Source organism: Pandoraea sp. PE-S2T-3 (genome assembly GCF_002179965.1).
GTDB lineage: Bacteria > Pseudomonadota > Gammaproteobacteria > Burkholderiales > Burkholderiaceae > Pandoraea.
Genome location: NZ_NGUQ01000001.1, coordinates 211,605 through 236,798, shown reverse-complemented (window position 1 = coordinate 236,798; position 25,194 = coordinate 211,605). Strand labels below are relative to the sequence as shown.

The window sequence follows — 25,194 nt, the reverse complement described above, 5'->3', positions numbered from 1 at the left end:
GCGCCGCGTCGGCTACAATCGCGCCTGACGAATCAGGAACTGCCTAATGTTCAGCTACCGCCATGCCTTCCACGCCGGCAACCACGCCGACGTACTGAAACACTTCATCGCCGTCGAATGCATCGATTACATGCGCCAGAAAGACACGGCGTTCTGGTATATCGACACGCACGCCGGCGCGGGTGGCTATGCGCTTGACGGCAAATGGGCCGACAAGACGGGCGAGTATCACACCGGCATCGGCCGCCTGTGGGAACGTAACGACCTGCCGCCCGCGCTGGCGGACTACGTGGCGTTGGTGCGTGAATTCAACCCCGACGGCCAGTTGCGCTACTACCCGGGTTCGCCGTATTTCGCACTGCAACTGCTGGGCGATCGTGACCGTCTGCGTTTGTTCGAGGCCCACCCGACGGAGCAGGAAGTCCTGCGCGAGAATTTCGAGGCACAAGGCCGTGAAGTGGCTCGCCGCACGATGATCTTCGGCGCCGATGGGTTCTCGGGTCTCAAAACGATTCTGCCGCCGGCCCCGCGTCGCGGCTTCACGCTGATCGATCCGTCGTATGAAGACAAGCGCGATTACACGCGCACGACGCAAGCGGTGCAGGAAGGGCTCGATCGCTTCCCGACCGGTATGTACGCCGTGTGGTATCCGCTGGTGCAGCGCCGCGAGGCCGCGCAACTGCCCGAACGCATGAAGCGACTGACGATCAAGGACCAGCCGATCAAGAACTGGGTGCACGTGACGTTGACCGTGAGTTCCCCGGTGCCGGGCGGCATGGGGTTGCACGGCAGCGGTATGTTCATCGTGAACCCGCCGTTCCAGCTGTATGAAACGCTGAAAACGACCATGCCGTATCTGGTCAAGGCGCTGGGACAGGACAAGGGTGCCCAGTACGTGCTTGAGGACGATAGCCACAAGGTGCTGCTGCCGCGCGGCGGTGCCTCGCGGCCGTCAGCGGGCGGGCGTGGCGCGTCGGCTGGGGCGTCAACGGCTGCCAAGCCGGGCACACCGGGCACGTCCTCGACCACTGGGGCGGCTGGCAATTCGGCGCCCGGGCGTCCGGGTGCCCGAACCCCCGGTCCGCGACGCGGCGGGCGGTAAGCCGGGCGGCTCATTGCGCGACTGACTTGACGGCTTCGTTGGTGGCTTAGTTGACACCGCCCTCGTCGCCCTCGTTACCATCGCCACCGTCGTCCGCCTCGATTCCACCGATTCCACCGATTCTGCCGAATCCGGCGGTGTTGGCGTTACCGCTGACCGGTTGCTGGAATTTCGTACGGCAGTGACAGAAGTTCGTCGGGGTTGAGATAGCGCCATTCCCCTTCCGCAAGTGTCCCCATCGGCAAACCGCCGATGGCGGTTCTGACCAGACCTTCCACCCGATTGCCCGCCGCAGCGACCATCCGCTTGACCTGATGGTATTTGCCTTGCGTGATCGTGAGCGCGATCTCGTGTGACGAAGGGCTCATCACGTCGGTGGCGGCCAACAGCTCGGTTTCGTCGCGCAACAACACCCCATCACGCAACGCTTGCAGCATCTCGTCCGTCACAGCGTGCTTGGTGGTCGCGATGTAGCGCTTGGGGACGTGACGTCGTGGCGACATCATGGCGTGCAGAAACGGGCCATCGTCGGAGAGCAGCAACATGCCGGTGGTGTCCTGATCGAGACGTCCGGCGGGTTGCACGCCACGCACGGCCAACGGCAGCGGCAGCAGCGAATGCACGCCTTCATGGTGTGTGGGGCTGGTGGAACACTCGAAGCCAGCGGGCTTGTTGAGCAGCACGTAGACGTGCTCGCGGTACTCCCACGGTTCGCCGTCCAGCGTGAAGTGCAGGCCGTGCGGATCGATCGATTCGCGCGGGTTGTCGCGCACCACGCCGTCGATGGCGAAGGCGCCGGTGGCGACCAGCTTGCGGCACATCTTGCGACTGCCGAAGCCCTGCGATTGCAAAATACGTTCTAGCTCGATGATCCGTTCTCCGTCGGGCGTCATGAATTCAGGCCGCTATTGTAGCGGCCTGAGGGCACGAGGTAGCGCGAATCAGGATCAAGGGCCGCATCACCCATGTGGACTACATCCGGATCACGCGCGTGGCGGATGGGGGACTGGCCCGCCTTGTCTGACGGGATGGCCTTGCCTTTCGGGGACGGCGAGGGGGCAAATTGCTTCTTAGAATAGGTACGTCAGCGACGCGAGACTTGCGAGCGAAATCGCCCCGTGTTCACCGCCGCCGACGGTCCCGCGCCATTCTGCCGTCAACGGTCCACGCCCGGCCTGAACACTGAGTTCAGCCAAGCCGAACAGACGGGCGCGGTAGGCGGCGGTCTGGCTGATGCCATAGCCCTGGAGCGTGCCGAAACTACTGACGGTCGCCGGGCCAAGCGTGCGTTCGAGTCCCAGTGTCAATGTCGGCCGGAATGTCCATGCACCCAGCGCTCTGTCGTGAAAGTGCACGTCGAGCCGCGCACGCGTGGTGAGGACATGCTGCTTTTGGCTCTGCATATTGAGCGCGAGTTCGCTGCCGCTTTCGGTGAAGCCGCCTAAACGCCCCTCGGTATGGCGCACACCGAGGGGCGGCGTGAGTGTCATCCCTGGCATGTCGAACGACTTCCCGAGCATGGCCGTGGTGCTGTACAACCAGCTTCTGCTTGAACCGGTGGCCGTGCCCAGGCCATTGCCCAGGCCGCGCGTGCTTTGATAGTTGCCCCGGCTGCCCATGACGCTACCGTCGACGAACAGGCTGTTTTTCCCGGGAAAGAACGCGTAGCGTGTTCCTGCGACCAGTTGCAAGCTGTTAAGCGTTGACATGGCGTCGGCAGTTTCCGTCCGCTGATTTTCATTCCCGGCTGCGGCGTATAGGGCCAATTGTGGCGTTACCGGCTGTGTAATCCCCGCGAGGACGCCGTACTCGCGTTGCTTGCTGCCAGCCACGCCGGCCGCGCCTCGCGCGCGCGATGTATTTGCCCATACCGTCACCCAAACAGGTGTCTGTCTGACAGCGGCCGGTGCGGTGACGTAGGCACGCATGGCCGACTCCACGGCCAGCGGTTGTCTGAGCAGATTGGCCGTGGAATCCGCGTGAATCTGACCACCGATTTGGTTGGCGACCCCACCGAGCGTGCCGCCATCGACGGCGGATTGAAAATAGTTGTTGAATGCTGTGTAGCGTCCCGAGAGTGGGCTTTCTTGCAGCTTGACGAGCAACTCGGCGCCGCGCGCCGCGTTTCCCTTTAGCGCGGCCTGACCCGGCAGGGAATGGTAGTGGACCATCTTTGCGCGCAGCACATAGATGTCCGCCTGAGTGAGACCCAACCCCTGAGTCAGGTAGTTCTGCATGTTGCCGTATTCGCGCGTCACGGTATCTAGCGACGTCTGTAGCCATACGGGTGACACGCTCGCCAGGGTGCCTTCAGCGTCGGATATTTCCTGAGCAACGGATGCGCCGAGCAAGGGGGTGTACTCGGCGAGTCTTAGTTGTTTCAGAGACTCGATGGAAAGAGCCGAGTACTGGTTTGATGCGAGAAAATCGTCCATCAGCTGGGCAGGTGCCACACCGGCAATGTCTTCCAAAATTGCCATTACCCAGCCGGTCCGGTCTTTGCCTACCGTGCAGTGGATGAGTACGGGGCCATTGGATGAGGCAAGGTCGAGCAGCACGGTTCTGAGCGTGTCGCGCGCCGCGGGATCGGTGACAAATTTTCCATAAGTTGTCACAAATGCCGCGTTCGTCGCGACCACGGATGTCGCGGGTCTCGTCAAAATCTCCAGATCCATTCGGCTGAACATGTCGATGTTGCGAAAGACGGTCCCCGCAATAGGTTTGTCAGTGCGCTCGGCAATTTCGGCGGGCATGCGTAGATCGATCACTTCCGTGAGCCCAATGGAACCGATCGCGGCTTCTTCAGCGAGGGAAGGGGCCGGGAGGGCGCCGGATCGAAAAAAGATGCCGGTGCGCATGACACCATTGTTGGCGACGCCATTGCTGAGACCCGTGCCACCGTATTTGGCCGCGACGCCGGCAATGTCGCGGAAATTTCTTGTCGACGTTAGCAATGGCGTTTGGATTGGAAACGTTACGCCGGCGTACGAAACAGCGCTGGCGATCATGCCGAGCGCGATAAGCCCACTGATGCGAAGGTAATCATGCATTGCCGTCATGCCTCGTATGAGTATCGAAAACGCACTGGATCGATTCATGCCGAGTTGGGCAAGGGATCTGGTGTCGTACGAGGCATGCTAAGAGCGTGCTTTATGAAAGCGTTCGGCGTCTCGCGTTTTTGGGAGATGAGACGGGAGGGCTGACGCGGCGACTCGTCAGCCCGTTGACGCCGGGCTTAGCGCGCCTTCACGGCGCACCAGATGGTGTGGTGAACAAGGCCGGGGAGGCGCTCGCTCACTCGTCGGTCATCGTTCCGCTAAAGCGGCGATAGATGAAGCGTGCAGCCCAATCGAGGCCGAAGCCGAGCACGCCGATGACGAGAATGACCGCCGTCAGCTCCGAATAGGCCAACCGGTCGCGGGTGTCGAGAATCAGGTAGCCCAGTCCGGCGTTCACGCCCAGCATTTCTGCCGGGACCAGCACGATCCACAGAATGCCGATCGCCAGACGCACGCCCGTCAGCACATGCGCCGCGATGCCAGGAACGTAGACGTGCCAGAGCATCTCCCAACGGGTGGCGGCGAGACTCTCGCCCAACTGCACCCAGCGCCGGTCGATTTGCGTAACGCCTGCGGCGGTGCTCATCACCAGCGGCCACAGTGCTGCAAACGCGAGCAGAAAGTACACGGCCGGATCGCCAACGCCGAGCGACATCACGGCGATCGGCATCCACGACAGTGGCGACACCATGCGCAGGAATTGCAGCGACGGCGTGAGCGTCGCGTCGAGCCAGCGCACGCGACCGATCAGAAAGCCGAGCGGCACGCCCAGCACCAGCGCCCATGCCAGCCCGACGCCGATGCGTCGCAAGCTCGCGAGAATATGCAGGCCGAGTTGCTCGTCGCGAAACAGATCGGGCAGGGCGCTCAGCGCTGCCGCGGGTGAGAACTGCGCGGCCAGTGAGCCCGGTGTGGTCAGTAACGCAATGCCCAGCCACCAGATCGCGATAATGCCTGCCAGTCCCGCCAACCCTAGCCACGCGCGGTGGTCAGCGGAGACTGCACTCGCATGGGTTGCAGAGCCTGCGGTACCCGCAACGCTTGCCTTTGCGGACGCCAGCTCAGACAACGATGACCTCCTGACGCGTGAACCCTTCCGGCAACCCGAAGGCCTTCATGCCGCCCGCCGCCGCAATGCTCTTCTTCACGAAGCGGTCGTCGACCAGATCGCGCGCGACAAACGCCGGATCGAGCTTGGCGAGGAACTGTGCGTTGCCTTCCACCTGCGTCTTCTGCATACGACGCACGAGGGCTTCGGTATAACTCGGGTACGGATACGGCTGGAAGTCGATGCGCTTCTCGTGCCAGTCGGCATGCACGATCGCCTTGTCCGCCAGATAACGGCCTTCTTCCGCCGCCGACGGGGCCAGCACGCGCTGCAACACCTGGAACGGATGCGGCGTGTAGCGATTCTCGCCTTCCTTCGAGAGCAGGCGGGCAGCGTCTTCCGGATGCGTGCGCGTCCATGCCTGTGCCTTCACGATCGCGTCGACGACCTTCTGCGTCCACTCGGGGCGTGCGCTCAGATCACGTTCGTGCATCGTTACCACGCAGCAGGCATGGTTCTTCCACACGTCGCCGGTAAAGCGCAACACTTTGCCGACCTTGAGGTTCTCGGCCGCAGCGTTGAACGGTTCCGCGACGATATAACCCGCGATTTGCTTGGCGGCCAGCGCCGGTGGCATGTCCGACGGGGCCATCACGATCAGGTTCACTTCGTTGGCCGCCGGCGCGCCCGACTTCTTGAGTACCGGCGTCAAACCGTTGGCGGCAAGCAGCCCTTGCAGCACGACGTTGTGAATCGAATACCAGAACGGCACGGCAACAGTCTTGCCGCCAAGGTCGCTCACCTTGTTGATGTCGTTCGTCACGGTAATCGCACTGCCGTTGACGTGGTTCCACGCCACGACCTTGGCCTGCGCCTGACTGCCGTAACGGGCCCAGACGGTCATCGGCGAGAGCAGGTGAACGACGTTGACCTGACCCGACAGGAATGCCTCGATCAGCTGTGCCCAGCTACGCAGCAGGGTTGGCTTTTCCGCTTTGATGCCGGCCTGCTCGAAGTACCCGTTGTTGTGCGCGACGAGCAATGGCGTGGCGTCGGTGATCGGCAGGTAGCCGATGCGCAACGGCGCATCGGGCTCGGCCGCGGCACGTGCAGCCGCAGAAGCCAGCAGCGGCGCAGCGCCGGCGACCGTCATCATCGAAGCAAGCTTGAGCCATTCACGGCGGGAAATTTGGCACATGGATAAGAGATCCCCGTAGGTCTGGTCGGTGTGGTCGGTGTGGTCGATGATTTACAGCGAATTCGCCGTCGCGTTTGAGGCGTCCGGCGTGTTTGCGGCGCGAGACAGACGCGATTCGCCCGGTGCGTCTGCCGCATTCGCCACGCCGCGTGACATCGCGCGTTGCAGCGCTTGCAGGATTTCAATGCGCAGGGCACCCAGCGCTTCCACCTGCGTCTCACGCGGTTCGGGAATGTCGACGTGCCATTGCGCCAGCGTGCGGCCCTGATTGCCGAGCAGCACGATGCGATCGGAGACGAGCAGGGCCTCGTCGATGTCGTGCGTCACGAGCACGGTGGCCGCGCCGGTATCGCGCACGACAGTGACGAGCAGTCGCTGCATGTCGGCGCGCGTGACTTCATCGAGAGCGCCAAACGGCTCATCGAGCAGCAACGCACGCGGTTGCCGCGCGAGGCAGCGTGCCAACGCAACACGCTGCGCCATGCCGCCCGACAACTGGCGCGGATGCAGATGATGCGCGTGGGCAAGCCCGACTTCGGTGAGTGCCGCGTCGATGCGCTCGCGACGGGTTTCGCGCGAGAGCTTGGGCTGACGTGCGAACGTGAGGCCGAAGGCCACGTTGCGCTCGACCGAGAGCCACGGCAACAGGCAAGGGTCTTGAAAAGCAAGGGCAACGTCGGGGCGCGGACCGCTCAATGGCGTGCCATCGATATCGACGGCGCCGGTGCTCGGTGGCAGCAGCCCGGCGGCGATCCGCAACAACGTCGACTTGCCCGAACCACTCGGGCCCAGCACGGAAACGAGTTCGCCAGGTGCGACGCTCAGGTCGACGCCCCGCAGAATCTCTCGCGGCCCGTAGGCCAGTCCGACACCACGCAACGTGAGAAACGGCGTGGCGTTCACGCTCGGCGTTGCAGATGCGTTTTCCGATGCCTTGACAGCGCGCTCGACGTCGCGCGAGTCATCCTCGTGTGCCGGGGCGCTCAGCGTGTCGGCACGCGCGCGTTGCGTCGCCGTGGGTTGGTTCATGAGGCCGTTCCGGTCCGGGGTTGTGCAGCAGAAGCTTCGGATTCGCCCGACTTCGCTCGCTGCGCCGCCAATTGATTTTTCAACTGCACGAGGCTCGGCGTCACGATCGGCACGAACGCTGCCTCGCGCTGACGTCGCGCAACGCCCGACAGCCCACGCAGGTAGCCTCGTCCACCGCCCGTTTGCACTTCGAGCGTCGCGGCATCGTGAACCACGCCCGCCAACGCAATGCGCAACTCGAATAGCTTCGCCGGTGTGGTGACGAATTCGCCTTGCGCGACGCCGGATTTCAGGCGCGTGGCAAGCGTGTCGATCTGGTCGGCAAGCGCGCCAACTTCATCGGCCACGGCGGCGCGTGCACCCGGGCCACCATCGCTCGTCGCCGCAAGACTGCGGCGCGCAAGACCGAGCGACATGCCGCACTGCAAGCCGAGAAACGCGGGCCGCACACGCACTAGCCATGCGGGGGCGTCGTCGGTAATGCGATCGTTGTCGTCAAGCGGCGTATCCGTCATTTGCAGTGCCGCTGTGTTCGTGCCGCGCAAACCGATCAGGTCGAGATCGTCGCTGCGCGTTACACCCTCTGCATCGTGCGCAATCGCGAAGATCGATGGCGGGCCGCCTGCGTCGTGGTCGGCCGCAGCCGCTGCGACGAAGCCCTGTTTGCGCAAGTTGGTGATCCACGGCAAGCCACCCGTCACGTGCCACGCAGGCGTGCCACCCGTACCGGTGCGGTCGGTCGCGCGAATCTGCAACGGCTCGATGGCCGATAAATACTTCATCGCATTCGACAACCCCGTTGCCCCGGCAAGCTCGCCACTGAGCAGCGACGGCAGCAAACGCTCACGCAAACCGCGATTCGGGCTTTGCAACAGATATTCGATAAACGTGCGCTGGCCCCACAGCACGAACGCAGCGGCAAATGAATGACTCGCCACCGCCGCAACGCTGTCGATGGCGTCGCCTATCGTGCCGCCAGCCCCGCCCAGTTCCACGGGCACGCCAACGCGCAACAACCCGGCCTGTGCCAGTTGTGGCACAACCTCGGCGCTCAGCGTGGCGTCGGTGTCCAGCACTTCGGCATGCGCGTCCAGCCATGTGGCAAGTGCGGGCGCGCGCTCGCTCAGGCCGAAAGGGACGTCTGCGGTGTTTGCCGTGTTTGCCGTGTTTGCGGTTGCGCCGGCCGCAGCAGCGGACGGGCTGGCGTGCGTGCTCATGCCGCCTGACCCTTCGGCGCCCAGCGATACGCCGCCAGTTGCGGATTCAGTTCGTTTTGCGAGAGATTGTTGGCAAAGTTGCACAACGTCGCCAACGATACGCCGAGCACCACTTCCAATGCGGCCGCATCGTCAAACCCGGCAGACTTGAATGCCGAGAACTCGGCATCGGAGACCGCGCCGCGCGTGGCAATGACAGCACGCGTGAACACGGCAACGGCATCGAGTTTCGCATCGGAAAGCGTCTGCTGATCGCGGATTTCATTGACCAGTGCCTCGGGGAGCTGGGCCTTCTTGAGCGCCACCGCCGTGTGTCCCGCGACGCAGAACCCGCAGCCATGAATGCCGGCCGCCGTAATCTGCACCACTTCGCGCTCGGCCAGCGTCAGACTCGCACGGCCGTTGATCGCACCCACGGTCAAATACGTCTCAAGCGCCGTCGGCGCATTGGCAAGCGACGCCACCAGGTTCGGCAGGAATCCATTCGCCGCCAACGATTTTTCCAAAAACGGACGGCTCGCCTCCGGGGCGGTCTCAACGGTATGCAACGGCAGTCGGCTCATATCGGGCTCCTCAAAGTCGAGCCTCCATTGTGCAGAGGCCCGGCCAAGCACTCAATGCGCGCGCGTCTGGAAATACTGCGGATTCGTCTCATCCGGCAGACGGCGGCGTCTGACGTTGCCTTGCTGCGGTGCTTGGTCTGGCTGGACGCGTCGGAGGTATTGCTGAATTTGCCATGCCCTCCATGAGCGGGCATGGCGACGCGGGCGCGTCAGTGTAACGCGTAATGTGTGACGGTTGCGTCAGCGGAAGGCGCAGGGGAGGGGGCTCGCAAACGCGCGTCGGTGGCGCTATCGGTGCTCGTCTGCCGACGCCACGCGCCCGGCTGAATGCCTGTGACGCGCTTGAATGCCTGCGCGAACGCAGACTCGGACTGATAACCGACCTGCTCCGCCGTGTCGGGTAATGACACGCCGGAACGTAGCAGCGCTGCCGCCGTTTTCATGCGCACCAATGTCACGAACTGCGCAGGCGGCTGACCGCCGATCTCAGCAAACTGCTTGCAAAATCGGGCGCGCGACATGTGCACGAAATCGGCCATCGTGTCGGTGGTCCACCGCTCACCCGGCGACTCGATGATGGCTGCGGCGAGACGGCCAAAGGCGTCGCGCCGCATCAAACGCCACATGCCCGGCGCAACGTCCTCGGCATGCACGGCTTCACGCAACGCATAGTAGAAAAGCAAGTCGGTGAGCCGCGCGAGCAACGGGGAGGGTGTCTCGCCCGGGCGCCGTGCTTCCGCTTGGATTAACGCGAAGACTTGCGTGAGACCCTCATGCCGGCCGCTGTCGCGCCGCGCAACGATCGGGTTCGGCAACATGCCAAGCACCAACGCGTCCAACTCGGTGCGGAATTCGAAGAAGCCGCAGGCTAAGGCGACGGTTGAGGTGGTGGTGTGCTCGTCTTCCTTGGCGGGTAACGCGGTCATTTTTCCCGCGCGCAATGATAAGTCTGCGGGCGGGGCCGCATCCGGCGACAAGCAGTGACTCAGGTCCGAAAGCAAGAAGACCGCATCGCCCTTGCTCAGTCGTATCGATCGCGCAGGCTGGCCGTTCTCTGCGCCTACGTGCAAGTAACATCCACCCGCCAACACCACATGGAAACTCGCACGTTGGTGACCCGCCGTCGACGCCTGAAAAGCCCCGCAATATTCCCCAACATGGAATAACGTGCTCTTTAATTCCAACCCCGCCAATAACCAATCCGCCACCCGGTCAGGTTGCTCGGATGGATCCGACGCTTGATATCCCGCTTCGTATCCCGCTTCGTCACTCGTCACCCGATCTCGCGACATGGCTGCCAACTCTCTCTCGTGCCTCGCCCATCACCTCAGGCAAAACATCCATCCTCCCCACACACATCTCCCCACACAACTATTTTTTTGTTGAATGCTTATGACTGGAGTGGAGGGTGAGGGGGTGAGGGTGAGGGTGAGGGGTGAAGGGCGAAGGGCTACGAGGGAATGGCGCCGCCGCGATGTACTGGCCCACGATCAGCTGCAACCTCATCCTCCCATACGGCGCCTACCGGCACCGAGAGGACTCGGTCACACTCCGCGCGACCCCGGCATCGCCTGCATGCGATGCCTTTCGAGTCCCCACGCAATGTGCATTAGCACATTGCTTTCTGGGCACCAAAACAAAAAGCCGGTGATCTTTCGATCACCGGCTTTTTTTGTCTTGGTGCCCAGAAGAGGACTCGAACCTCCACGGTGTTACCCGCTAGTACCTGAAACTAGTGCGTCTACCAATTCCGCCATCTGGGCATCGCCAGCTCACTCGTTTTTGCGTGCTCGCTGCGAAGAAGTGAGATTATGCCGAGACCCTCACATGCTGTCAACAGGTTTTAACGAAAAAGTCATCAACACCCCCAGCATTTCTTTAACTCACTTCATAAAGCACCCACTCACGCTTCCTCAAGCCGCTCGCCCCATATGCTCGGATCGAATCATGTCGATCAAGTGCCGCAACCCAGGCAACGTCTGCCGGCGACTCGGGTAATACATCGACAACGGCGGCCCATCCACCGCCCAATCACTTAACACCGCCTCTAATGTGCCCGCCGCCAATTCCGCCCTCACATTCTGCTCAAGCACATAACCCAACCCCAACCCACCCAACGCCGCCGCCACAACGCCATCGGTCTCGTTGATACTCAACGCCCCAGGCACATCCAGCTCGATCGCATTCGACCCGTTCCCCAATTCCCACTTGTACAGCGAGTTGTCGCCCAACCGCATCCGAATGCAATTGTGGGACAACAAATCCTGCGGCAACTTCGGCCGCCCATGCCGCGCCAAGTACGCCGGCGATGCCACCACAATCCACTTCAACGACGGCGTCAACGGTGTCGCAATCATGTCGCCCGGCACGGTGTCGCCATATCGCATCCCCGCATCGAACCCCTCGGCCACGATATCCAGCATGCGGTCGTCAACGGTGATGTCCAACTCGATGTCCGGATACGCCGCCACAAATCGCGGCAAGATCGGGTCGAGTAACAGCCGCGCCGCATCGCGCGGCACGTTCAAACGCAATCGACCCGCCGGTGACGCCCGATAACGATCCAACGCCCCGATCGCCGACGCAATCTGCTCAAGACCCTGCTCCAGTTCTTTCGCCAACGCCGCACCCGCCGCCGTCGGTGAAACCGACCGGCTAGTGCGGTTGAGCAACTTCACCCCCAAACGTGCCTCAAGGTTGCGCATGGCATGGCTCAACGCCGATGTGGTCACGCCCAACTCGGTGGCGGCCTCCCGAAAACTCTGCCGGCGGCAGATGGTGACGAAAACGTTCAGATCGGCAAGCTCGCCGCGAGTGAAAGCAGGCATGTAGGTCCCAACAAGTATCAAATATCCAAAACCAGAAACGTCGAGCACGTACAACGAGTTAAGCGTTCGTTGAATAATACTCAATTTTTTATGAGCTAAATTCTACAGAATTACATGTTTTCGGGAGGTCGCTCAATGAAGGACGTGACAGAAACGCTACACATCGCAGGCATCGACACGCCGGTCAGCCGCATCGGCCTGGGGACGTGGGCCATCGGCGGCGCCATGTGGGGCGGAGCGGACGACAACGCCTCGGTCGCCACGATTCGCAGTGCAGTGGAGCGCGGTATCAACCTGATCGATACAGCCCCGGTCTATGGCTTCGGCCACTCGGAAGCGATCGTCGGCCGTGCCCTCGAAGGCCTGCGCGACAAGGCCGTGATCGCCACGAAAGTCGCGCTGGCGTGGGGCGACGACGGTATTCGCCGTAATTCGACGCCCGCCCGCATTCAGACGGAAGTCGAGGACTCGCTGCGCCGCCTTCGCACGGATTACATCGACCTCTATCAGGTGCATTGGCCGGATCCGCTGGTCCCGTTCGATGAGACGGCCGCCACGCTGGAAAAACTGCGTGAAGCCGGCAAGATCCGCGCTATCGGTGTCAGCAATTTCTCGCCCGCACAGATGGACACGTTCCGCCGCGCAGCGCCGCTCGCCGCCGTGCAGCCGCCGTATAACCTGTTCGAACGGGCGATCGATGCCGATGTGCTCCCGTATGCCAAGCGCGAGAAGCTCGTCGTGCTGGCCTACGGTGCGCTTTGCCGTGGTCTGCTTTCGGGGCGCATGAACGAGAACACGACGTTTGAAGGCGACGATCTGCGCAAGTCCGACCCGAAGTTTCAAGCGCCACGGTTTGACCAGTATCTGGCCGCCGTGAGTGCGCTCAAGGACTTCGCGAAGGCGCGTCACGACAAGTCGGTGCTCGCGCTGGCGATTCGCTGGGTGCTCGATCGAGGGCCGACGATTGCCCTCTGGGGTGCGCGCCGCCCGGATCAACTCGACGGCGTTCACGATGCCTTCGGCTGGCAACTCTCCGCACAGGATCTTGCCGATATCGACGAAATCCTCGCCAAATACGTGACTTCGCCAATAGGACCAGAATTCATGGCACCCCGCCTGCGCGACGCGAAAATCTGACCGTAATCCCGAAGCATGCGGTGAGCGCGCAGCCGCTGCCGCATGCGTGCGCGAACACCCGCAACGAACGTCAGATGGCGTCAAGATGGCAGTTTCCTGACACCTGCAAGCCGCGCAAGCTTTCTCTATAGTGCTCGAATGGATTTGCGGCGAACGGTCGCCGTCCTCAACGATTGCCCTCAGGGAGCCTCTCGATGAAGGAACATGCTTGCCATTCCCCCCATTCGTCATGTTCCAGCCACGCCCATGGCTCGCATGATGGCCATCAACCCCCGCAGTCACCGCCGTCGCCCGATTCACTCCATTCACCCCATTCACCCCATTCACCCGATACTTCGGTTCATCCGCCATCGCCGCCCACAGCCGCCGCTCATGCTGCCGCCGCCGTGGCCGATCCGGCCGGACGCCGCCGGTTTCTGAAGTCGCTCGGCGCGTCGAGCCTTGCCGGTGCCAGCGCCGCGTGGCTGCCCAACGCCCATGCGCAAACCACTGACGGGAATGCCATCGCCAACACGAGCGCCAACGCCGGTGCTGCGGCGCCTGTCGAGGGTGAGCCCCTCACGCTGACGGTGAACGGCCAGCGTCGCGCGCTGCATGTGGCGCCGAACGCCATCCTGCTCGATGTGCTGCGCGATCAACTTCAACTCACCGGTACGAAGAAGGGCTGCGATCACGGCCAGTGCGGTGCCTGCACGGTGCACGTCAACGGCATTTCGATCAACTCATGCCTCTCGCTGGCGCTGATGCACGAAGGCGACGCCGTCACCACGATCGAAGGTCTTGCGCGCGGCGACACGCTGCACCCGGTGCAAGCGGCGTTCTGGGAGCACGACGCCTATCAATGCGGCTACTGCACGTCCGGTCAGATCATGAGCGCGGTCGCGGTCCTCGCTGATAAACGTATCGGTCACGACGACGCGGCCGTGCGCGAAGCCATGAGCGGCAACATCTGCCGCTGCGGCGCCTATCGCAATATCCTCGCCGCCATTCAGGATGCGCGCTCGCGCATGGGAGGCTAAGCACCATGCGACAGTTCGAATTCATCCGGCCACAAAGTCTCGCGCAGGCGATCAGCGTCCACGCGACGGCGCACACCACGCCCGAGAACGCCGCAATGAATGTGGGTGAGGGTGTCTATCTCGCGGGCGGCACGACGTTGCTCGATCTGGTCAAACTCGATGTGATGCGGCCGGCCCGCGTGATCGATATTCATCGGCTCGGTATGGACCGTATCGATCGGTTGCCCGACGGACGTCTGCGCATTGGTGCGCTGGTGACGAATACAACGCTGGCGTATGACCCGAATGTCGTGCGCGATTACCCGGTGCTGTCACAGGCGCTGCTGAGTGGCGCGAGTACTGCGCTGCGTAACAAGGCAACGACGGCCGGGAATGTGATGCAGCGCGTGCGATGTGGTTATTTCCGTGACGGCGTCTCGCCGTGCAACAAGCGGGAGCCGGGCTCGGGGTGTGCCGCCATCGGCGGCCATCACCGCAGTCTGCACGCGGTGCTCGGTGGCAGCGCGCAATGCATCGCGGCACATCCTTCCGACATGTGTGTCGCCATGGCCGCCATCGGCGCGACGGTGCACGTGCAAGGCGCGTCAGGCGAGCGCGATATCGCCTTCGCCGATTTTCATCGGCTGCCCGGCGACACGCCGTGGCGCGAACATGCACTCCTCGACGACGAAATCATTACGCATGTGACGCTCGATGCGCCGCTCGCGAACGCGCGCGGTGCCTATCTGAAACGCCGGGACCGGGCGTCCTATCAATTCGCGCTGGCGTCGTGTGCCGTGATTCTGTCGCTAGAAGGGGGTGTGGTGCGCGACGCGCGGGTGGCGCTTGGCGGGGTGGCGACGAAGCCATGGCGCGCCTTGCAAGCTGAACAGGTGCTGCGGGGCGGGCAAGCGTCGCCCGCACTCTGGCAGCGGGCAGCAGCGGCGGCGCTCGACGGCGCACATGACTACGGACAGAACGGCTACAAGATCGCACTGTGCGAACAGGCCATCGTCCGAAATCTCTCGCGACTCGCGGCGGGAGGTGCGGTATGACGACGCCCACGATCGGTCAGCCAATTCGTCGCATCGATGGCCGCAAGAAGGTCACCGGTGCCGCACATTACGCCGCAGATTGGCATCCTCCCGGGCTCTGTTATGCGTACGGCGTGTTCTCGACCGTAGCGCGCGGCACGATCCGCAGCATTGATGTGCGCGACGCGCGGCGCGTGCCCGGTGTCGTCGATATCTTTCATCACGATCATTTCCCGACGCTCTTTCGCGTGCCGCAACGCGGTGGCGGATTCAACGCGATTCTCGAGGCGTCGATTACCGACGAGCACCGGCTGCCGTTTGAGGATGACAAGGTCTACTACGCCGGGCAGTTTGTCGCGCTGGTGGTCGCCGATACGTTCGAACATGCGCGTGAAGCGGCGTATCGGGTGCGGGTGGATTATCTGAAGGAAACGCCGCTCACGAGTCTTGAACAAGGCGTCGCCCGCAACGGCACGCAAGACGGCGGGCGAGGGCACCAGCGCGGTGACGCCGCCGCCGCGTTCGATAACGCCGCACGCCGTGTGGATGTGGTTTATCGCACGCCCGTCGAAACGCATAACCCCATGGAAATGCACGCCACCACGGCGCAGTGGCGCGATGGCGGACTGCATCTTTATGAGGCGACGCAAGGCGTTACCGTGCACCGCAATACGATTGCCCGCGTGTTCGGGCTTGATCCTGAGCGTGTGGTTGTCGAGGCGCCGTTTATCGGCTCCGGCTTCGGCTCGAAGCTGTTTATTTGGCCGCATTCGATTGCTGCGGCCGCTGTTTCCCGCGAAGTCGGACGGCCGGTGAAGTTGCTCGTGCCGCGTGCGCAGATGTTTACGACGACCGGGCACCGGCCGCAAACGGAGCAACGGCTGCGGCTAGCGACGGATGCTGACGGGAAGCTTGTTTCGCTACGACATGAGTCGATTTCCACGCAGGCGTTTGTCGATAACTTCACTGAAAACTGCGGGGGGATGTCGAAGAGTCTTTACGGCTGCGCCAATGTTCTGGTGAGCCACCATACGACTCGGGTGCACCAAGGCGCGCCGACGTCCATGCGAGCGCCGGGCGCTGCGCCCGGGCTGTTCGCACTGGAGTCGGCGGTGGATGAGATGGCGCTCGCCGCCAGTCTCGATCCGCTGGAATTTCGCCTGCGTAATATTTCTACGCGAGATGAAAGCAGCAATCTCCCATGGTCGAGTAATCATCTTCGTGAAGCGATTGTGCAAGGGGCGGATGCGTTCGGATGGCGCAAGCGAGATGCCCGTGTTGGGATGATGCGGGACGGCGATGAAGTCATCGGTATGGGTATGGCCGCCTGTAGCTGGGATGCGATGCGTACGCCTGCAAGGGCTCGCGTGATGCTGCGCGCTGATGGGACGGTAGAGGTGACCTGCGCGGTGCAAGATATCGGCACCGGGACGTATACGGTGGTCGCGCAGACGGTGGCGGATTTGACTGGGGTCAGCATTGCGAAGATTGATGTGAAACTCGCCGACTCGGCAATGCCCGCAGCACCGCTCTCCGGTGGCTCATGGGCGACGGCCAGTGTGATGCCCGCTGTTGCTGCGGCGACGCGCAACGCTATTGGACAACTCACTTCGTATGCGGTGGCAGGGAAGGGCGCATTTGCCGGGGCTAAAGCGGAAGAGGTGCAGTTTGCGGACGGCGCGCTGGTCTATCGCGGGAAACACGTGCCGTTCGGCGACGTGCTTAAAGAGCTTCGGCTCGGACTCGCCATCGGCGACGGCGCCACCGGCGGTGCCCCTGAAGGCAAAGTCTCCTTCCGTAGCTTCGGCGCCCATTTTGTGGAAGTCCGCTTCGATCCCGGTATTTCTCACCTGCGCGTTTCTCGCGTGGTCAGCGCGATCGATGTCGGCAAGATCGTGAATCCGCTCACCGCCCGAAATCAGGTGGAAGGTGCCATCGTCATGGGCATCGGCATGGCCCTCTTCGAAGCCACCGACTACGATCCCCACTCCGGACTCCCAGCCAATAACAGCTTCGCCGAATACCTCGTCCCCGTTCACGCCGATCAACCCGATATCAACGTGATTCTTCTTGATTACCCTGACCTTGCGCTCAATGAGTTTGGCGTGAGAGGGATTGGGGAAATTGGGATTACCGGATTGGCCGCTGCGGTGGCGAATGCGGTGTTTCACGCTACCGGGAAACGCGTGCGGGATCTGCCGATTACGGTTGAGAAGGTGATGGATATCTGACGCCGCAATACACCGCTAATTCTGGCCCACGATCAGTGGTCGCTTCAACCTCCCGTACGGCGCCTCCCGGCACCGAGAGGACTCGGTCACACTCCGCGCGACCCCGGCATCGCCTGCATGCGATGCCTTTCGAGTCCCCACGCAATGTGCTCAAGCACATTGCTTTCTGGGCGCCAAAACAAAAAGCCGGTGATCTTTCGATCACCGGCTTTTTTTGTCTTGGTGCCCAGAAGAGGACTCGAACCTCCACGGTGTTACCCGCTAGTACCTGAAACTAGTGCGTCTACCAATTCCGCCATCTGGGCATCGCCAGCTCACTCGTTACTGCCTGCTCGCTGCGAAGAAGTGAGATTATGCGCATGCACCCTCGCACTGTCAACACTTCCGCACAAAAAAATTTCAAACTCCCCACCCAACCCCCACGCAAAAACCAAAATCCGCACAGGTGGCAGTTTTCGCAAGGTTTGCCGTATGATTGTCCTTGTTCTCGCCACACACCCCCTTTACCGGTGCGCGAACATCACCACGGACCGTAGGGCGCATGGTGCGCCGCTCGGCCGGACTCAACCGGCACAGTAACGCTACCGACCTTTGAGCAAATATCCCTATCCGATTCCGAGCCGCGAAGAAATCCTCGGTGTACTGCGCACCGCCGATTCCGCGCTGTCCGCCAACGATATCGCCGAAGCCCTGGCCATCAAAAAGCAAGAACGCGAAGGCTTCTTTAAACGCCTCGCCGCCATGGAACGCGATGACCAAATTCGTCTCGATCGCCGTGGTTACTATCAACTGACTCACCCCTCGAATTTCATCGCCGGCCGTGTCATCGGCCACCGCGATGGCTACGGCTTCGCCGTGCGCGATGACGATGGCGATGACCTCTATCTCCCCACGGAAGAGATGAAGAAGGTCATGCACAACGATCGCGTCCTCCTGCGCGTCGCCGGCTACGATCGCCGCGGCCGCCCAGAAGGCCACATCGTCGAAGTCGTCAGCCGCGCCAACACCCACGTCATCGGCCGCCTTCTCAACGAGAACGGTGTGATGGTCGTCGCCCCGGAAGACAAACGCATCGGGCACGACATCCTCATCCCGCCCCGCTCGCAAGGCAAAGCGAAGGTCGGACAAGTCGTTTCGGTCGAACTCACCGATTACCCCAGCCGCTACAGCCAACCCATCGGCCGCGTCTCGGAAGTGCTCGGTGATATCGATGACCCCGGCATGGAAATCGAAATCGCCGTCCGTAAATACGGCGTGCCCCATCAGTTTTCCCCCGAAGCCCTCGCCGCCGCCGGTGCACTCCCCGACGAAGTTCGCGCCCCAGACCTGCGCCACCGCGTGGACCTGCGCGATGTGCCCCTCGTCACGATCGACGGTGAAGATGCCCGCGACTTCGACGATGCAGTCTACTGTGAACCCGTCAAAATCGGCCGCGCCAACGGCTTCCGCCTGATCGTCGCTATCGCCGACGTGTCGCATTACGTCACCTCAGGCGGCCCGCTCGACGCCGACGCCCTCACGCGCAGTACCTCGGTCTACTTCCCCCGCCGCGTCATTCCGATGCTGCCGGAGAAACTCTCGAATGGCCTCTGCTCGCTGAACCCGGACGTCGATCGCTGTGTGCTGGTCTGCGATGCCATCGTCACCCCGACCGGTGACGTGAAGGCATATCAGTTCTATCAGGCCGTGATTCACTCGGCCGCACGCCTCACGTACACGGAAGTGGCCGCCGTGCTCGGCAACACGAAGGGCCCGGAGGCCCAACGCCGCGCCGCACTGCTGCCGCATCTGCAAAATCTCTACGAGCTGTACAAGGTGCTCGCCAAAGCGCGTAAGTCGCGCGGCGCCATCGAGTTCGATTCGACAGAGACGTATATCGTCTGCAACGCGCAAGGCAAGATCGAACAGATCCTGCCGCGCACCCGCAACGACGCCCACCGCCTGATCGAGGAATGCATGCTGACGGCGAACGTTTGTGCCGCCGACTTCCTCAAGCGTCACAAGCAACCCGGGCTCTACCGTATCCACGCAGGGCCGAAGGGCGAGAAGCTTCAGGTGCTGCGCACGTTCCTCAAGACGCTCGGCCTCTCGCTCGGCGGCGGCGATGAACCCGCAACCTCGGATTACTCGGAGCTGATGACGCAAATCGAATCGCGTCCCGACGCACCGATGCTCCAGACAATGCTGCTCCGCTCGATGCAGCAAGCGGTCTACAGCCCCGATAACATCGGCCACTTCGGCCTCGCTTATCCGGCCTACGCCCACTTCACGAGCCCGATTCGCCGCTATCCGGACTTGCTCACGCACCGCGCGATCAAGGCCATTCTCGCCGGCCGCAAGTACGAACCCGAGATTCCGCAGGGCGTCGATATGACGACCGGGATTTCGCCGCACGCCCGTAAGCTCCAAAAGGACGACGAGGCCGCGAAGAACAAGAAGTCACCCTCGGCGAAGAAGCGCGACGCAGTCTGGGAAGAACTCGGCCTGCATTGCTCGGCCAATGAACGCCGCGCCGATGAAGCCTCGCGCGACGTGGAAGCCTGGCTCAAGTGCTACTTCATGCGCGACAAGCTCGGCGAGGAATACGGCGGCACGGTCAGCGCGGTCACGTCGTTCGGTATCTTCGTGCAACTCGACGACCTCTTCATCGAAGGCCTCGTCCATGTGACGGAACTGGGCAGCGATTACTTCCAGTTCGATGAAGTCCGCCACGAACTGCGTGGTGAGCGCACCGGCATTCGCTACCGCCTGACGGACCGCGTTCGCGTGCAAGTCAGCCGTGTGGACCTCGATGCCCGCAAGATCGACTTCCGTCTGGTGAAGGAAGCCAATGCCCGCAGTCTCGCCAAGACCTCAGGCCGCACGGAGCGCGGTGGCGCACCGGTGCCGACGCCTGCCGCCGGTACGCCGGGCGTAGCAGGCACGGCTGGTGCAGGGGCAGGGCCGTCGGTGCGTCAACTGCCCAAGGGCGGCGCGCTGCTCAACGGCGTGCAACTGGCCCCGGCCGGCAAGCACGCAGCCAAACCGAAGCCGGCAAAGGTCAAGATCCCCCACGGCGAACGCGGCGCACCCACGCCCGTGAAGCGCTCGGGCGGTAAAACGGCCTCGTCGAAACGCGCAGGCGGCCCGGCAAAGAAGCCGCGCCGCTGATCGGATTGCCCTGTGCCTGACACGATGCACCCAGTGCACGATGTCGTGGAAAGCGCAGGGGCCGTTCGCGCTTTGCAGTAAGATGTGCGCCTTGTGCCGACCCCCGTGTCCAAGCAAGGCAGCGCAGAAGACCGCGTAGGGTTGCGGCGGCGGACACCCGGCAAGGGTGCCGCCGCCGTCGTACTTTGTACGACAGCCGGGCGAATTCAGAGAATTCGACGCCCCCGGCCAACGCGACCCGTCCGGCCCGCCCGACGTCGGGGCCTGCCTCGGCACACGCTATTTTGAGGATGTGAAATGAGTCAATTGAAAATGCTGTTCGGCTTTCACGCCGTCACAGCCCGCCTGCGCCACGACGCAACCAGCATCGAAGAGATCTACTACGACCCGACCCGGCGCGATCGCCGCATGTCGGACTTTCTGAAGGCCGTGGAAGCCGCCAAGGGCGCGCCGGGCGTGAAGATCAAGGTGGTGCAGGCCGACGGCAAACGCCTCGACGGCATGGCCGGTTCGTCACGCCACCAAGGCGTGGTCGCCCGCGCGCAGGAAGTCTCGCTCGCGCTGAACCTCGACGAATTGCTCGACGGCATCTCGGGTGACCCGCTGCTGCTGATTCTCGATGGCGTGACCGATCCGCATAACCTCGGCGCCTGCCTGCGCGTGGCTGATGGCGCCGGTGCTCACGCTGTGATCGCTCCGAAGGATCGCGCGGTCGGCCTGAACGCAACGGTGGCCAAGGTCGCCAGCGGTGCCGCTGAAACGGTGCCGTACATCATGGTGACGAACCTGTCGCGCACGCTGCGCGAACTCAAAGATCGCGGCATCTGGGTGGTCGGCACGTCGGACGACGCACCCGCCGACATCTACGGCACGAAGCTCACCGGCCCGATGGCGATCGTCATGGGCGCAGAAGGCGAGGGCATGCGCCGCCTCGTGGGCGAGAACTGCGACATGCTGATGAGCATCCCGATGTCGGGCGGCTGCGAAAGCCTGAACGTCTCGGTCGCCAGCGCTGTGTGCCTGTACGAAGCCGTGCGTCAACGCAAGGTGGCCGCCAAAGCGAAGTAAGTCGCATGTGAGTCAAGAGTCAAGAGTCAAGGGTCACGATTCACGATCCGCGCAGCAGCAACGCAAAAGCCGGCTTTCGCCGGCTTTTTGCTTTTGATCCGCCCGAACCCGGCGGCTTATCGTGCCGCTTCGATCAACGCTTCGAGCTTGATCGCATCCGCAGCAAACGCGCGAATGCCTTCGGCAAGCTTTTCGGTCGCCATGGCATCGTCGTTGAGCTGGAAGCGGAACGACGGCTCGTCGGTCTTCACGCGATCGATCGCCGCATCACGCGCGTCTTTGACATCGAGCTTGCGCGGCACGTCGCCTTCGGTCGTGCGCAGCTGCTCAAGCAGCGCCGGGCTGATGGTGAGCAGATCGCAACCCGCCAGCGCCAGAATCTGGCCGGCTGACCGGAAGCTCGCGCCCATGACCTCGGTGTCGTAACCGAAATGCTTGTAATAGCGATAAATCGCCGCGACGGATTGCACGCCCGGATCGTTGTCGCCCGCGTTGGCGGCTTCGTCCCACTTGGCCCCGGCAGACTTCTTGTACCAGTCGTAAATCCGGCCGACAAAGGGCGAAATCAGTTGGGCACCGGCTTCGGCGCATGCCGCCGCTTGCACCAGCGAGAACAACAAGGTCATGTTGCAGTGGATGTTGTCGCGCTGGAGAATCTCCGCCGCCCGAATGCCTTCCCACGTCGACGCGATCTTGATCAGCACGCGCTTGCGCTCAATTCCCTCGGCTTCGTACATGGCAATGATCTTGCGCGCACGGGCAACGGTGCCGGCAGTGTCGAACGACAAACGCGCATCGACTTCGGTGGACACGCGCCCCGGCACGATGTCGAGAATTTCGCGCCCGAACGCAATCAGCAGCCGATCGATGATTTCGTCGACGGTCTCGGCACGATGCTCACTCACCACGCGCGTGAGAATCGGTTTGTAGGCGTCTTTTTGCACGGCACCGAGAATCAACGACGGATTGGTGGTCGCGTCCTGCGGCTTGTAGGCATCCATGGCCTGGAAGTCGCCGGTGTCGGCAACGACGATGGTGTGGCGCTTGAGCTGATCGAGCTGATTCATGATGGCGGGCCTTACGAGTAATGCACTGCATGACATGATGCCGATGATGCCGCCCCGCAACGGGGGCGGTCGGCGCGAAACTGCCGGCATGCCGTGCGACGAAATACGGCGCGGCACGCCCGACTCCGGTAAACTTCCGACTTTACCAAACTTTGCCGGAATTCCCCATGACCCAGGACGAACTCAAACGCTTGGTCGGCCAGGCTGCTGCCGACTATGTGAACCAACACGTGCCCGAAGGCAGCGTGATCGGCGTGGGCACCGGGTCCACGGCGAACTGCTTTATCGACGCCATCGCCGCCCACAAGGGCCGCTATCGCGGCGCGGTATCGAGCTCGGAAGCGAGCACGGAGCGCCTGCGCAAGCACGGCATCGAAGTGTTCGACCTGAACCAGATCGACAGCCTGCCCGTCTATGTGGACGGCGCGGACGAAATCAACGCGCTGGGCCACATGGTCAAGGGCGGCGGCGGGGCGCTCACGCGCGAGAAGATCGTCGCCTCGGTCGCGAAGGAATTCGTCTGCGTGGTCGACGCGTCGAAGCTCGTCGCCGTGCTCGGCGTGTTCCCGCTGCCGGTGGAAGTCATCCCGATGGCGCAGGCCAGCGTCGCCCGTGCACTCACCGCCCTCGGCGGCAAGCCGCAAGCGCGCGTGCGCGCCGATGGCAGCCCGTACATGACCGATAACGGCTGCGCGATTCTCGATGTGCACGGCCTGCAAATCCTCGATCCGGTGGCGTTCGAGACGCAAATCAATCAACTGCCGGGCGTGGTGACGGTAGGCCTCTTTGCGCAACGTGGTGCCGACCTGACGCTCATGGGCACGCCCGAGGGCGTCAAGACCATCGACTACAAATAACTGACCCTGGAGGGCAGGATGGCTCAATCGCGTCGTCTTCCCGAAACTTGGTTTCGCCGTGGGCTGTGGCTGATCGCCGTGCTGTTTGCGGCGTTTTTGATCGGCCTCGGCGGTCTGGTGGTCGACAAGCTGCCGGGCGTCGCTCCGGCGCCCACGCTCGATTCGTTTATCGATCCGGCACAGGCAACTCGCGCCGATGCCGCCATCAAGCAGGCAGAAACGCAGGCCGAAGACATCCAGACGAAGTTGGAAACGGCACGTCTGCAACTGAAGGCGCGCAGCACGGCTTATCGCAATGCGCGTGAGTCGTTCAACGATTGGGTGGCCACGCGCACCGCTACGGCGCAGGCGAGTCAGGATGCCGAACTCGTCTCCCGCACGCGCGCCCTCGACGCGCTCAAGGCCGCCGAACGCGATGCGCAAACGCAGGTCGACACGCTGGAAACGAAGCAACTCGACGCCTCGCGCGCAGTGCAGTCGGCCCGTACGGCACGCTTCGCACTCAACACGGCAGCCAGCGAACAGTTGGCCGCGATCCAGCGTTCGCAGGACCTGAAAGTCTTCGGCATTCGACTGGCGATCACGTTGCCGTTGCTGGCCATTGGCGGCTGGCTCTTCGTGCGTCAGCGCAAGAGCACGTGGTGGCCGTTCGTCTGGGGCTTTATCTTCTTCGCGCTGTTCGCATTCTTTGTCGAACTGGTGCCGTATCTGCCGGACTACGGTGGTTATGTGCGCTATCTGGTGGGCATTGTGTTGACGGTGCTGATCGGGCGCTACGCCATCGTCTCGCTGCAACGCTATCTGGCGCGGCAGAAGGCGGAGGAGCAGTTGCCGGATCAGGAGCGCCGCAAGACGCTGTCGTACGATCTGGCGCAAGCGCGGCTGTCGAAGGCGGTGTGCCCGGGGTGCGAACGTCCGGTGAAGCTCGACGACCCGGAGCGCGATTTCTGCATGCACTGCGGCATTTGCCTGTTCGACCACTGCGGCACGTGCAAGACGCGCAAGAACGCGTTCGCGCACTATTGCCACCACTGCGGGGCAGCGTCGCTCGGTGCCAACGCGGGAAATGCGGCGGTTGAAGGCATGGGCATGACGGGCAAGCCTGCCTGACACGCGTCCGGTCAACGTTGACAGCCGCTGGCAGTCAGCGGTTCAGGCAAAGAAAAAGGGGTTCACGACATGACGTCGCGAACCCCTTTTTTCATCTCGGCTGGCGGTGACCCTCAATGACCCTCAAGGCCACCGGCAGTGCGCGAGGCTTACTCCGAGGGCGGCGGCACGTAGCCTTGCGCCACATCGGCGCCTTCGCCGAAGAAGTACTTCTCGGTCTGCTTGACCAGATACTGGCGCGCGCGCGGGTCAGCCATGTTCAGACGGTTTTCGTTGATGAGCATGGTCTGCTGCTTGAGCCAGCCGGCCCATGCTTCTTTCGACACGCTCTCCCACAGGCGCTTGCCGAGCTCGCCGGGCATCGGCGGGAAATCGAGACCTTCGGCTTCCTTGCCGAGTTTGATGCATTGAACCATGCGAGCCATGGGGAACTCCTTCGTAATCTTGGGTAGGGCGTGAAAAGAGCGGCCACGCACTCACGCGACGACATCGAGACGT

At 62.8% G+C, this 25,194-nt stretch carries 19 protein-coding genes, 2 tRNA genes and 1 pseudogene; 9 read left to right on the top strand and 13 right to left on the bottom strand.

All coding sequences use genetic code 11. From position 1 onward, the window contains the following. Window positions 1–46: 46 nt before the first annotated feature. Window positions 47–904, top strand: a pseudogene (locus CDV46_RS01000) (23S rRNA (adenine(2030)-N(6))-methyltransferase RlmJ); the annotation flags it as partial. 344 nt (window positions 905–1,248) lie between these two features. On the opposite strand, the gene CDV46_RS00995 reads toward CDV46_RS01000, so the two are convergent. The 10 genes from CDV46_RS00995 to CDV46_RS00950 all read right to left on the bottom strand — a co-directional run bounded on the left by CDV46_RS00995 (window position 1,249) and on the right by CDV46_RS00950 (window position 12,044). Next, a complete protein-coding gene (locus tag CDV46_RS00995) occupies window positions 1,249–1,971 on the bottom strand; it encodes a pseudouridine synthase (RefSeq protein WP_087721560.1) in 723 nt (240 codons plus the stop codon). Between the two features lie 201 nt (window positions 1,972–2,172). Continuing rightward, complete coding sequence (locus tag CDV46_RS00990; protein WP_176398975.1) at window positions 2,173–4,152, bottom strand: tyrosine-protein phosphatase; 1,980 nt, start codon at window positions 4,150–4,152, stop codon at window positions 2,173–2,175. A 244-nt stretch (window positions 4,153–4,396) separates the two neighbouring features. Continuing rightward, the gene (locus CDV46_RS00985; RefSeq protein ID WP_087721525.1) at window positions 4,397–5,230 is read right to left on the bottom strand and encodes an ABC transporter permease; all 834 of its coding nucleotides are present in this window, start codon (window positions 5,228–5,230) and stop codon (window positions 4,397–4,399) included. Beyond that, on the bottom strand, window positions 5,223–6,407 hold the full coding sequence (locus CDV46_RS00980) for an ABC transporter substrate-binding protein (RefSeq protein WP_087721523.1): 1,185 nt from the start codon (window positions 6,405–6,407) through the stop codon (window positions 5,223–5,225). The genes CDV46_RS00985 and CDV46_RS00980 overlap by 8 nt, the downstream gene beginning before the upstream one ends. Window positions 6,408–6,458: 51 nt before the next feature. Next, window positions 6,459–7,436 carry an ABC transporter ATP-binding protein gene (locus CDV46_RS00975; RefSeq protein ID WP_087721522.1) on the bottom strand — a complete coding sequence of 326 codons (978 nt, stop codon included), beginning with the start codon at window positions 7,434–7,436 and terminating at the stop codon, window positions 6,459–6,461. After that, window positions 7,433–8,653: an acyl-CoA dehydrogenase family protein gene (locus tag CDV46_RS00970; RefSeq protein ID WP_087688887.1), complete on the bottom strand. Its 1,221-nt coding sequence runs from the start codon at window positions 8,651–8,653 to the stop codon at window positions 7,433–7,435. The genes CDV46_RS00975 and CDV46_RS00970 overlap by 4 nt, the downstream gene beginning before the upstream one ends. Next, the gene (locus CDV46_RS00965) at window positions 8,650–9,216 is read right to left on the bottom strand and encodes a carboxymuconolactone decarboxylase family protein (protein ID WP_058379090.1); all 567 of its coding nucleotides are present in this window, start codon (window positions 9,214–9,216) and stop codon (window positions 8,650–8,652) included. The genes CDV46_RS00970 and CDV46_RS00965 overlap by 4 nt, the downstream gene beginning before the upstream one ends. Window positions 9,217–9,425: 209 nt before the next feature. Then, complete coding sequence (locus tag CDV46_RS00960; protein ID WP_087721521.1) at window positions 9,426–10,508, bottom strand: AraC family transcriptional regulator; 1,083 nt, start codon at window positions 10,506–10,508, stop codon at window positions 9,426–9,428. A 386-nt stretch (window positions 10,509–10,894) separates the two neighbouring features. Then, window positions 10,895–10,979, bottom strand: a tRNA-Leu gene (locus tag CDV46_RS00955). Between the two features lie 150 nt (window positions 10,980–11,129). Further along, on the bottom strand, window positions 11,130–12,044 hold the full coding sequence (locus CDV46_RS00950; RefSeq protein WP_058379088.1) for a LysR substrate-binding domain-containing protein: 915 nt from the start codon (window positions 12,042–12,044) through the stop codon (window positions 11,130–11,132). Between the two features lie 135 nt (window positions 12,045–12,179). Between CDV46_RS00950 and CDV46_RS00945 the strand changes: the two genes are divergently transcribed. The 4 genes from CDV46_RS00945 (at window position 12,180) to CDV46_RS00930 (ending at window position 17,444) form a co-directional block, all read left to right on the top strand. Then, the gene (locus CDV46_RS00945) at window positions 12,180–13,181 is read left to right on the top strand and encodes an aldo/keto reductase (RefSeq protein WP_087721520.1); all 1,002 of its coding nucleotides are present in this window, start codon (window positions 12,180–12,182) and stop codon (window positions 13,179–13,181) included. Window positions 13,182–13,567: 386 nt separating this feature from the next. Next, window positions 13,568–14,200 (top strand): (2Fe-2S)-binding protein, encoded by a 633-nt coding sequence (locus CDV46_RS00940; RefSeq protein WP_249277581.1) that lies wholly within the window; start codon window positions 13,568–13,570, stop codon window positions 14,198–14,200. Between the two features lie 5 nt (window positions 14,201–14,205). Beyond that, entirely contained in the window at window positions 14,206–15,234 is a 1,029-nt protein-coding gene (locus CDV46_RS00935) for an FAD binding domain-containing protein (protein WP_087721518.1), read from the top strand. Then, window positions 15,231–17,444: a xanthine dehydrogenase family protein molybdopterin-binding subunit gene (locus CDV46_RS00930; RefSeq protein WP_087721517.1), complete on the top strand. Its 2,214-nt coding sequence runs from the start codon at window positions 15,231–15,233 to the stop codon at window positions 17,442–17,444. Before CDV46_RS00935 ends, CDV46_RS00930 begins: the two co-directional genes overlap by 4 nt. 220 nt (window positions 17,445–17,664) lie before the next feature. Here CDV46_RS00930 and CDV46_RS00925 read toward each other — a convergent pair. Continuing rightward, window positions 17,665–17,749, bottom strand: a tRNA-Leu gene (locus CDV46_RS00925). 286 nt (window positions 17,750–18,035) lie between these two features. On the opposite strand from CDV46_RS00925, the gene rnr reads away from it, so the two are divergent. Continuing rightward, window positions 18,036–20,594, top strand: coding sequence for a ribonuclease R (gene rnr / locus CDV46_RS00920; RefSeq protein WP_084656247.1), 2,559 nt, complete (start codon window positions 18,036–18,038; stop codon window positions 20,592–20,594). Window positions 20,595–20,891: 297 nt separating this feature from the next. Next, complete coding sequence (gene rlmB, locus CDV46_RS00915) at window positions 20,892–21,662, top strand: 23S rRNA (guanosine(2251)-2'-O)-methyltransferase RlmB (protein ID WP_087688879.1); 771 nt, start codon at window positions 20,892–20,894, stop codon at window positions 21,660–21,662. 116 nt (window positions 21,663–21,778) lie between these two features. Here the strand turns inward: rlmB and tal are convergent, their stop codons facing one another. Then, on the bottom strand, window positions 21,779–22,732 hold the full coding sequence (gene tal, locus CDV46_RS00910) for a transaldolase (RefSeq protein WP_087721558.1): 954 nt from the start codon (window positions 22,730–22,732) through the stop codon (window positions 21,779–21,781). Between the two features lie 164 nt (window positions 22,733–22,896). Between tal and rpiA the strand changes: the two genes are divergently transcribed. Together rpiA and CDV46_RS00900 are read left to right on the top strand one after the other, a co-directional pair. Further along, window positions 22,897–23,586, top strand: a complete 690-nt coding sequence (rpiA, locus tag CDV46_RS00905) for a ribose-5-phosphate isomerase RpiA (protein WP_058380347.1) — start codon at window positions 22,897–22,899, stop codon at window positions 23,584–23,586. An 18-nt stretch (window positions 23,587–23,604) separates the two neighbouring features. Next, the gene (locus CDV46_RS00900) at window positions 23,605–24,696 is read left to right on the top strand and encodes a serine endopeptidase (RefSeq protein ID WP_087688878.1); all 1,092 of its coding nucleotides are present in this window, start codon (window positions 23,605–23,607) and stop codon (window positions 24,694–24,696) included. A 149-nt stretch (window positions 24,697–24,845) separates the two neighbouring features. On the opposite strand, the gene CDV46_RS00895 is transcribed toward CDV46_RS00900, so the two are convergent. Then, window positions 24,846–25,121 carry an oxidative damage protection protein gene (locus CDV46_RS00895; protein ID WP_058379080.1) on the bottom strand — a complete coding sequence of 92 codons (276 nt, stop codon included), beginning with the start codon at window positions 25,119–25,121 and terminating at the stop codon, window positions 24,846–24,848. Window positions 25,122–25,194 lie beyond the last annotated feature (73 nt).

Excerpts from the sequence above, each read along its gene's own strand:
- CDV46_RS00990 (WP_176398975.1), bottom strand. The coding sequence starts at position 4,152 with ATGCATGATTACCTTCGCATCAGTGGGCTTATCGCGCTCGGCATGATC.
- CDV46_RS00980 (WP_087721523.1), bottom strand. The coding sequence starts at position 6,407 with ATGTGCCAAATTTCCCGCCGTGAATGGCTCAAGCTTGCTTCGATGATG.
- CDV46_RS00975 (WP_087721522.1), bottom strand. The coding sequence starts at position 7,436 with ATGAACCAACCCACGGCGACGCAACGCGCGCGTGCCGACACGCTGAGC.
- CDV46_RS00970 (WP_087688887.1), bottom strand. The coding sequence starts at position 8,653 with ATGAGCACGCACGCCAGCCCGTCCGCTGCTGCGGCCGGCGCAACCGCA.
- CDV46_RS00965 (WP_058379090.1), bottom strand. The coding sequence starts at position 9,216 with ATGAGCCGACTGCCGTTGCATACCGTTGAGACCGCCCCGGAGGCGAGC.
- CDV46_RS00960 (WP_087721521.1), bottom strand. The coding sequence starts at position 10,508 with ATGTCGCGAGATCGGGTGACGAGTGACGAAGCGGGATACGAAGCGGGA.
- CDV46_RS00950 (WP_058379088.1), bottom strand. The coding sequence starts at position 12,044 with ATGCCTGCTTTCACTCGCGGCGAGCTTGCCGATCTGAACGTTTTCGTC.
- CDV46_RS00945 (WP_087721520.1), top strand. The coding sequence starts at position 12,180 with ATGAAGGACGTGACAGAAACGCTACACATCGCAGGCATCGACACGCCG.
- CDV46_RS00935 (WP_087721518.1), top strand. The coding sequence starts at position 14,206 with ATGCGACAGTTCGAATTCATCCGGCCACAAAGTCTCGCGCAGGCGATC.
- CDV46_RS00930 (WP_087721517.1), top strand. The coding sequence starts at position 15,231 with ATGACGACGCCCACGATCGGTCAGCCAATTCGTCGCATCGATGGCCGC.
- rlmB (WP_087688879.1), top strand. The coding sequence starts at position 20,892 with ATGAGTCAATTGAAAATGCTGTTCGGCTTTCACGCCGTCACAGCCCGC.
- rpiA (WP_058380347.1), top strand. The coding sequence starts at position 22,897 with ATGACCCAGGACGAACTCAAACGCTTGGTCGGCCAGGCTGCTGCCGAC.
- CDV46_RS00900 (WP_087688878.1), top strand. The coding sequence starts at position 23,605 with ATGGCTCAATCGCGTCGTCTTCCCGAAACTTGGTTTCGCCGTGGGCTG.
- CDV46_RS00895 (WP_058379080.1), bottom strand. The coding sequence starts at position 25,121 with ATGGCTCGCATGGTTCAATGCATCAAACTCGGCAAGGAAGCCGAAGGT.